This window comes from Geitlerinema calcuttense NRMC-F 0142 (assembly GCF_030285425.1).
Genome location: NZ_JASVEJ010000014.1, coordinates 47,356 through 56,700, shown reverse-complemented (window position 1 = coordinate 56,700; position 9,345 = coordinate 47,356). Strand labels below are relative to the sequence as shown.

The following is a 9,345-nucleotide window of genomic DNA, read 5'->3' as shown; positions in this document are numbered from 1 at the left end:
GCTCCCATCCCCACCCTCTTCCCACTCAGCACTCAGCACTCAGCACTTTACACTCTATTTAGCAGTGAGGGCAGTTTTAGGATAGGCGACTCGCTTGTGGTGGAATTGTTGCCAAACGCGGACGAAGACATCAGCGATGGTATTCATTTCCTCGCGGGTTAAACCAGAATCCACTAACTGATTATCCTGCCAGCGCGCTCTGAGGATTTTATTGACCATTGCCAACGCTTCCTCGTAGGTGGCTTCTTTTAGCGATCGCAAGGCCGCTTCGCAGGAGTCGGCTAGCATTAAAATTCCGGTTTCTCGCGACTGGGGAACCGGCCCATCGTAGCGAAAATCTGACTCGCGGACTGTAATGTTCGGATCGTCTTGGGCCATCTGTTGCGCTTGGTGATAGAAAAAGGCAATTAGCATTGTCCCTTGGTGTTCTGGAATAAAAGCTTGAATGGCTTTAGGCAAACGGTACTTGCGGGCCATCACCAAACCTTCGCTGACGTGCTTTTTAATAATGTCGGCACTCTTCCAAGGGTCTTTAATTTCAGTATCGTGCTTATTCGGACCGCCCATTTGGTTCTCGCAGAACAAGAGCGGATCGTGCATTTTCCCAATATCGTGATACAGCGTTCCGGCGCGAACTAACTCCACATTGCAATTGAGTTCTCTAGCGGCGGCTTCGGCTAGGGTAGAGACAAACAGGGTATGTTGGAACGTTCCGGGCGCTTCTAGGGCGAGGCGCTGCAACAGGGGGCGGTTGGGGTTAGCTAATTCAGCCAGACGAACCGGGGTAACTAAATCAAAAACATGCTCCAGATAGGGGCTTAAACCCAATGCTACGATACTCCAAGCGATGCCGCTGAGGCTGCGTAATGCTGCTGCACCGAGAACTGTGGGTAAAACCAGTCCTACGGACGAACTGGAAATCATGGCAATTAAGAGGTAAACGCCACCTTGGATTAAACCCACGCCGACGCCGAGGAGGGCGACTTCTTCGCGCGATCGCAATCTTCCGGCGACTAAGCCACCTAACAAGCCACCCGCCGCACTCGCCAACCCATCGCTAATCGTAATTTCTAAGCCAATCGGTAGCGCTAAACTCAATAAACCCACCACCGTCACCCCAATGGCCGAACCATAGAAGCTACCAATCAATAAGCCAATGGCGGGCAAGCTGGTGGAGGAAACGCCCAAGCTCACTAAAATCGGGGCGCTCAGAGTTAGCAGCAATACTAATAAATAATCTCGGCGTCGCATTCCGGAGTGAACGCGTCTTTCCACCAACCAGAAAATGCAGACGGCGCTACCCACTAAGCTGGCAAAGCCGATCAAACCCCTCCAGTTAATGCCGCGTTCGCTCAAACCAAAATAATCAATCAGGACAAAATCTGCTTGGGAAATGCTTTGTCCTGCCTCTACAATCACCTCGTTTTTGGCAATTTGAATAATCACCGGATCGACTTCTCTAGCGGCTTGTTCGGCTCGCAGGCGGGTCTGTTCGGGGTCTTCGATCAGATTGGGTTTAAGCATTGAGGAGAGAACCTCAATCGCGAGAGGCTCTGCTTTTAAGGGGACAGAGCCATTCACCTGCAAGCTAATCGCATTTCGCAGGATATTGGGGGGCAGCCCTCTGGGTACGCCTTGAGCGAGGATGCGGGCGGTTGTGTCTTTAATGCCCTGTTGGGTGGTTTCCCATTCGGCATCGGTGAGTTCAAATAAGGTGACTTTGTACAGTTTGCGGCTATTGGGCGCAACTTGTCGTTCTAGGTTGGCGGTGGCGTTCTGATAGGCGAGGCGTGCTTGCTCAATGCTTTGCAGGATGCTGGCAAACCCGACGGGGCCAGCAGATTGCTTGAGGCGGCGTAATTGCGCGATCGCTCTTTGCTGTTCGGCAGAGCTGACGCCCGCTAGAGCATTCGCAGTCCCCCCAGAACGCCCCGGCTCGTTCCCCCGACCGAAGGCGAGGGGTCTTTGGGGCGTCTCTCGCGTAACGCTTAGGCGAATTATTCGCCATTCCCACTCTTCGCAAGCGCGCAGGTAATGCTGAATTTCGGTGGAAAGCGCCGTGGGGTCTAGGTAAGGAAAGGGTCCGGCACTCAGACGCAATTGGGTGCCTCTAGAGAGCAGGTTGTAAAGTTCGCGATAAATTTCTTGGTTGACAACCTGATTGAGCATCAGGACGGGTACGGCTCCGGTACGTTCTTGCTTGCGCCTTTCCTCGGTGGATTTGGTATCTTCAACTCTGGCGTCATCGGGCGCAAACAGGGTTTCTGGGGCAATGGTTCCCACATCCAGTTTGGGGGCGTTGTAAAATCGGTACCCAATTGTACTGGTCAAAGAGACAACGGCGATCGCTACTAAGACAGATGGGTGTGCCTTGTAGTTGAGGCGCTTGTTGCGGGTTCGGTTGAGTTGTGCCGTCATTGCGTCAGTTTGAACAAAAGCACCAGGTAATATTGAGGCCCATCTGGGCGGGTGCGATCTTTGTGTGACGCGCTTGCGCGCGCTAGGAGTTTCCGTGACGTAAACCCGCCACCACTGATCGACCTGCCGCGCTAACAACTCAATTGGTTTCATAGAGGCACCCAACTAATTGCGGCTACAGCAGAACTGTTCCGTCAGGCCACCAAAATATACGGTCATGACCCTGATTATAGCCAAGACAAGCCCTAGAAAATTTGTTACTCTGTTAGACTGACTCTTCACGCGCTTATCCCCCAGACGGAAACACAATCGGTTATTAGCTCTAAAAGTGCCTTGGGGAGTTGACTAAGACGGGTCTCGCCTGTTCCGAGACACTTTTTTTTCAGCGGACTTTAGGCTAACAGTTTGATTACTTACATTAAAGGGTTCTCAAACATTGGCCTACTCTCTCCGGATGGATAGGGGATCGAGCGGAAATTTTCAACTGGGGATGCGATCGCGATCCTGAGCCAAGTTTCCCACGACTAACGCGGGCGGAGGGTCTGGGGTGCTGCGATCGCGCTTAACTGAGCGACATTCAGAAAAACCGGATCGCTGACCAGATTGCCATCGTCTTTTGATTGTAGGGCAGGCGCGATCGCATAGTAAGAACCTGACCAAGCTGCCCAGAGATGATGCGCCAGTTGAGAAAGGTGGCGAATATCGGGCGGAGTTCCCTGAGCATGACTTAACTTGTGCCAGCCCAGACGCCAAGAGAGGGGAATTCCTGAAAAACTATTGTAAGCTCCGGCTAGCATCCCCGCGATCGCGCTGGTTAGCTGCGGCGTTTTGGAGGTTCGCGCTGCTCGCAAAACCACCAGGCGAAAATCTTCCGGCGTGCTTAAAAAGCAATACAACGCCCGCAACATAGACAGGGTAGCCGTACAAGGGTGGCTGAGTTGGCTTTCTACGGCTTCTAGAGTTGCCCCTTGTTCGAGTAAGGTTTGGAGATGGTGCAGTTGGGGTAATAGTTCTTTTGAGTCTAAATGCTCTAGTTCGGCGTGGAATTGCTCGGTCAGTTGCGGTAAGACGTTCAAGGGAACGAGCAACTGTTCTTTGAAAATTAAAGCCAGAATTTGACTTAAAATAACGGCGTTAAGCTGAATTTCAGGGGTAAAGGCGTAGCTTTGACCCAGAGAGGCGAGTTGTTGTGCAATAACAGCCGATTTTCATGATAAAAACAGGCAACGGGTACGATCGCGCCGAGGGCAGCCGGAGACGGGGACGTTGCTACCCGTTCGGTTGAATTCGCCTTGAGGAGATGATCGGTGCTGGCGATCGCAAAATCATACCATCCCCCGGAAATTGACACTGGGGGAAACTGACCCTTGGGGAGTCCTGGCAAATTGAGGCCCAATAACTCGCCCAACACCGAACCGCAAAAAGTACCTTGAAAGCGACTAAGGAGTGAATAACGCATAATGTGTCAACGTCCTCGCAACTAGCCGCGAGGCGTTCTATTGCCCTCCCGTAACGTCTGATGCATCAACCAACTTGATTGTCTCCATCCTACAAGCATCCGTATCGATCGGCTTGCTAGACTAACGGGAAAAACGCTCGATCGAGATCCACACTCGGAGTCAACGTCATGCGAATTTTGTACGCTTCTATTGCTAGCGCTGTCTTAGTCGGGAGTTTTAGTACCCTGTCTCCGGCTAAGGGTCAAACGCTGCTTTCTCCTCCCCAAGCCGAGGCGCTGACTCGCCCAACACTCAGCTTAGGCGCTCAAGGTTCTGCGGTGTCTGAACTGCAAGCAGCCCTCAAGCTACTGGGCTATTATAGCGGTCCGGTTGATGGCTTGTTTGCCGAAGCGACTGCGATCGCGGTTTCTCGCTTTCAACAAGCTGCTGGAATAGACGCCGATAGTATTGTCGGCCCCAATACCTGGTTTCGCTTATTTCCGCCCGTCACCTTCGCCGCCACAGGAGTTGCACCTGCACCCGTCACCCCCAACCCCGTTTACATTCCGCCCGCTACAGAAGAATTTCCGATCCTCAGACGGGGAATGAGCAGTTCGGCTGTTGAACGGCTGCAAATTCGCTTGCAAGAAGCTGGCTTTTATTGGGGAGAAATTGACGGAGACTTTGGCCCAACCACAGAAGCCGCTGTCTTTGCTGCTCAAGAAAGTTACGGTTTAGAAGTGGATGGCATTGTGGGTCCTTCAACTTGGAGAGCCTTGTTTGAATAAGGGGAGTTCGATGACCCATTGGGTGCCTTTTTCTGCTGAAGAAACATAACTCAAGCGACCGTTATGCATTTCTTCAATAATTCGCCGACTAGTGACTAAACCCAGCCCCAAACCTTGACCTGCGGGCTTGGTGGTAAAGAAAGGTTCAAACAAACGCGCTTGACTTTCTAAAGATATGCCAATTCCATTATCCTGAATTCCAATAACCATCGATTCATAACCTCGAATTTCCGTCCAAATCTTAATTTGGGGTTGAAAAAATTGGCGCTGCCAACGATTATATTTGCATTCAATCGCTTCAACTGCGTTGAGAATTAAATTAAAGAGAACCTGATTGATTTGCTCGGCATAACCATAAATGGGGGGCAAGGTTCCATAATCTTTTTCAACGTGAATCTGAAACTCATCATTTCTAGCGCCGAGACGATAGCGCAGCAAGGCTAAAACCGCTTCTATATTTTGATGAATATTGATTTCTTTAAATCCAGATTCATCCAGGTGAGTAAAATTCTTCAGAGCAGCCATTACTGCATGAATGCGGCTGGCACCCGTTTTCATCGATTTAACCAGTTGAATTAAATCGGTTGTAATAAATTCTACATCAATTTCCTCAATTAAAGCTTGAACCTCCGGTGGGGGTTGCGGACAGGATTGTTGATAAAGCGCCAGAATGGTTAGAAGATTATGAATATGTTGATGGGCAGGTTCGGTATTGCAAAAGATAAAACTGAGGGGATTATTAACTTCATGGGCAACGCCAGCCACAACCTTTTTAAGCGTTGCCATTTTTTCTTGATGAACTAAATGCTCTTGAGCTTTTTTGAGATTGTCTAGCGCTTGTTGAAGTTGAATATTTTGTTCTTCTGATTTCTTTTGAAGTTCTCGCACGGTTAATTGAGTTTGAACTCTGACTAGAACTTCTTCGAGCTGAAAGGGTTTGGTAATGTAGTCAACTGCACCTAAACGGAAACCTTCAACTTTATCAATCGTTTCGCTCGCAGCACTCAGAAAGATGATAGGAATTGAGGATGTTGTTGGATTTTCTTTCAAATAACGACACACTTCATAGCCAGTCATATCTGGCATATTAATGTCTAAAAGAATTAAATCCGGTGGCAAAGCTTGAATCGCAGCTAAAGCCATTTTGCCATTCACTGCTTTACGAACGCGATAATTGCGATCTGTTAGGAAGTTTGAGAGAAATTTTAAATTGTCCGGAATATCATCTACCAGCAAAATATCAGGCAGATAAGGTTCTGTTCGGGAAGATTCGCGGTTAGCAATGGTTGGAGGGAATGACTTCATGTTAAAAGGTAATAATTTCTGGGTTACTAATTGAGTATGCATGAGTAAAGAAGGGCTAGATTTTACTTGTAATTTCAGTAATTTGATCGAAGCGAAATTCCTCAATTAAATGAGAAATTATTTTAGCGAGGGACTGGTTTTCTTGGGGGATTTGAACAAGCAAATCAGCAATCAAATAATCATTGCCTTGAAGAGCAGCTTGATGAAGTTTTTCAATCCAAGCAAGCGGCATAACTTGCAATCGTTCTAGAGTCAGAAATTGAACTTCTTGGGGTTCATTGAAGTTGGCACCATCCGCAGAATCTGGACTTTCGCTATAGAGATATTGGACGTTGAGATGTTTTGCAATGTTTTCAAAAATCTCCTCGCTTTTAAACGGTTTGCTGATAAAACCATCGCATCCGGCGGCTAGGATATCTTGGCGTTGTTCTTGGAAAGCGCTTGCAGTTAGAGCGATGATTTTGGTTGAAGAAAGCGCATTGTTCGATTGCAACCGTTGCTGTTCTTGGGTGCGGATGTTGCGCGTGGCATCATAGCCATTGAGGATTGGCATCCGGATATCCATAAAGATTAAATGGGGTTGCCAACTTTGCCAAAGCGAAATCGCCTCTTGTCCGTTTTCTGCCTCTTGAATTTCAAAACCGGGTAAGTTGAGTAAATCTGCAAGCACTAAGCGGTTGGCGGGGCGATCTTCTACAATCAGAATGCGATAGGTAGGTTGGTTGGGAGCCAGTCCGATCACTTGCCCGCGTACATTGGTCTGTTCTTCAATGGGAAGTTCCGGCTCATCTACCAGTGCTACCGGGATCGAGAAGGAAAAAGCACTCCCTTGTTCAACTTGGCTAGAAACCCGAATTTCTCCGCCCATCATTTGGACGTAACGTTGGCTGATGGCTAACCCCAAACCCGTTCCTTCCGTTGCTTTTAAGCCGGTTTCGGTTTGTTGGAACGGCTTAAACAGGCGCTCTTGTTCTTGAGGGTCGATGCCGGGGCCGGTATCTTCTACGATAAAGGTCAGTTGGTACTGGGTGCGATCGCCATCGTTCTGCTCGCTAACTCTTAAGGTCACGCTGCCTTGCCGGGTAAACTTAATGGCGTTGCCCAGGAGGTTGAGCAGGACTTGACGGAGTTTACCTTCATCGGTTTTGATGCCTTTGGGTAAATGCGGACTCCGATCGAAGGTCAATTGCAAGCCTTTAGACGCTGCTTTGATTTGCAGCATATTTTGCAAGCTATTGAGCAATTCGTGAAGATTGAAGCTAGTTTGATTGAAGGTGAGTCGTCCTGCTTCTATTTTGGACATCTCCAACACATCATTAATCAAGTCGAGGAGATGTTCGCCGCTGTGACTGAGGGTTTTGAGGTATTGCTGATGGTTGGTACTCAGGGCGCGATCGCGATTGAGCAGTTGAGCAATCCCTAAAATGATATTTAACGGCGTTCTTAGCTCGTGGCTCATATTCGCCAGAAACTCGCTTTTGGCGCGGTTGGCTGCATCGGCGGTATCTTTAGCCTGTTGCAGTTCTTCTGCTTGGCGTTGCGTTTGGGCAAACAGTTCGGCTTGTTGTACGGCGACTCCTAACTGGCTGCCAATTTGTAAAATCATTTGAATTTCTGCGGACTGCCACTGACGGGGGCTGGTATTTTGATAGGCAGCCAGCAAGCCCCATAACTGAGAACCGCAGAAAATGGGGACAATTACATACGCATTTGCCTGCAAGGTTTGTAGCAATTCCAAATAGCAGGGCGGAAAGTCAGCTTGAGCAATATCAGGAACGCAGCAATAATCAAAGCGATCGCGATAGATTCCCCCTTGCGTTTCTTTTAAGTAGGTATCGTGAATCTGAATCTGCGAGCCATCTAAACGCTGGATAATGCAATCTGGACGATTGGTTGTTGCCTTAACAAAATCGGGGTTAAGGTCTTGCAGCGTGACGATTGTATTCCATCCGGGAGCGACTGATTCAGCAATGGCTTGACCGCTCCAGTCTGAATCGAAGCGATAGATGAGAACGCGATCGCAGCGTAGGGTTTTCCGTAATTCCTCGGTTGTCGTATCAAAAATTGCTGTCAGGTCTAAGCTTTGGCGCATTCGCTGAATCACGCGGGCGGTTGCGCGTTCTCGTTCTGCCATGCGCTGCAACGTCGCTTCGGTGGCGATCCGCTCGCGAATTTCGGTTTCTAAAGCAACATTGGCTTCAACGAGTTCGGCGGTTCTTTCTTGAACTCTGAGTTCTAACTCTTCGTAAGCCCGGTTTTTCGACTCTTCAGCCCATTTGCGTTGAAGTTCTACCGCTGCTCTAGCGCCAAAAACGCTGACAATGGCTTCAGTATTTTCGTCTGCGGGGAGGGGTTTTGTATCCACAATACAGAGGTTGCCAATGCAGTTTTGCTCGCTATCAAGCAGGGGAACGCCCATATAGCTAACGGCCGCTAAGTCCACAATCATTTGACTGCTGGGAAAACGGGCCTGTAAGCGATCGCTATAGTAGCAAAGGACTTTGTTTTCAATCACCTCTGCACAGGGAACGTCTACTAAGGCATATTCCAAACCATTGAGGACCTCATTTCCCGACCAAAACGCTAGGGTTCGCAGGCTGTGAATGGGATCTCCCACCACTTCTGAAACCAGGACGTAGGAAACCTCTAAGGCAGAGGCTAAATCGCTGACCAGGGCTGAAAAAAACTTTTCCCCCGTCACGGAGGCCGTCCCCGCTACAATCTGTCTGAGGGTGGCTTGCGCTCGCTCGCGTTCTACAATTTGTCGTTCCAGTTCTTGGTTAACTAACTCCAGTTGTTTCGGCGTTTTCAGCGCTAAGAACTGAGGCAGCAGTTCCACCAGTCGGAGGGCTGTATAAAACGAAACCAATCCCGTAATTGCCCGTTCTACCCCAGATACCCAGTAAGCCGGGTGCCACAGCGTCCAGATATCCATTAAATGACCCGTGCCGCACAGGACAATAAAGGCACCGAACAAAGCGAACACGCCAGAAAACGGAATATCTCCCCGCTTGCGGATGAAGAAGAGAAGCATCGCGGGAATGGAAAAATAGGAAAAGGCAATCAGCGCATCGCTAGTGACATGCAGCCAGACTAAAGGGGTTTGCCACAAATAACAGTGCCCGTGAGGCATGTACTGACTCGGCGACAAAAGAGTCGTGAGAAAATCCAGCATGGTCATTGACTGAAAGAATGAATGGGATGTTTGGGGCGAATCAGCACTCTAGGGGACGTTTCAACAGGCAATCGGGCTGTTGAATAAAAAGTTGATGATGGGGCAGAAAGTGCAGTACCCTGAAACTATAGAGAATTGCCATTTTTGGTCATCTTTCTTAAGACTTATTTTTGTATATAACTATCCTTCTTAGCCACTCACGATCGCAGGTTAGTCACGA

The 9,345-nt window shown here is 49.0% G+C and carries 6 protein-coding genes; 1 reads left to right on the top strand and 5 read right to left on the bottom strand.

What is annotated here, in order from left to right; translation table 11 throughout:
• Nucleotides 1-54 precede the first annotated feature (54 nt).
• The 3 genes from QQ055_RS03735 to QQ055_RS03725 form a co-directional block, all read right to left on the bottom strand.
• Nucleotides 55-2,571, bottom strand: a complete 2,517-nt coding sequence (locus QQ055_RS03735) for an HD family phosphohydrolase (RefSeq protein ID WP_284478496.1) — start codon at nt 2,569-2,571, stop codon at nt 55-57.
• A 371-nt stretch (nt 2,572-2,942) separates the two neighbouring features.
• On the bottom strand, nt 2,943-3,521 hold the full coding sequence (locus QQ055_RS03730) for an ADP-ribosylglycohydrolase family protein (RefSeq protein ID WP_490722103.1): 579 nt from the start codon (nt 3,519-3,521) through the stop codon (nt 2,943-2,945).
• Nucleotides 3,522-3,538: 17 nt separating this feature from the next.
• Nucleotides 3,539-3,877, bottom strand: coding sequence for a hypothetical protein (locus tag QQ055_RS03725; protein ID WP_286004246.1), 339 nt, complete (start codon nt 3,875-3,877; stop codon nt 3,539-3,541).
• A gap of 168 nt (nt 3,878-4,045) precedes the next feature.
• Here QQ055_RS03725 and QQ055_RS03720 point away from each other — a divergent pair, with 168 nt between their 5' ends.
• Nucleotides 4,046-4,645 (top strand): peptidoglycan-binding domain-containing protein, encoded by a 600-nt coding sequence (locus QQ055_RS03720; protein ID WP_069967737.1) that lies wholly within the window; start codon nt 4,046-4,048, stop codon nt 4,643-4,645.
• On the opposite strand, the gene QQ055_RS03715 is transcribed toward QQ055_RS03720, so the two are convergent.
• The gene (locus QQ055_RS03715) at nt 4,619-5,950 is read right to left on the bottom strand and encodes a sensor histidine kinase (protein WP_286004245.1); all 1,332 of its coding nucleotides are present in this window, start codon (nt 5,948-5,950) and stop codon (nt 4,619-4,621) included. The genes QQ055_RS03720 and QQ055_RS03715 overlap by 27 nt on opposite strands.
• A 55-nt stretch (nt 5,951-6,005) precedes the next feature.
• Nucleotides 6,006-9,131, bottom strand: a complete 3,126-nt coding sequence (locus QQ055_RS03710) for an ATP-binding protein (protein WP_349775315.1) — start codon at nt 9,129-9,131, stop codon at nt 6,006-6,008.
• Nucleotides 9,132-9,345 lie beyond the last annotated feature (214 nt).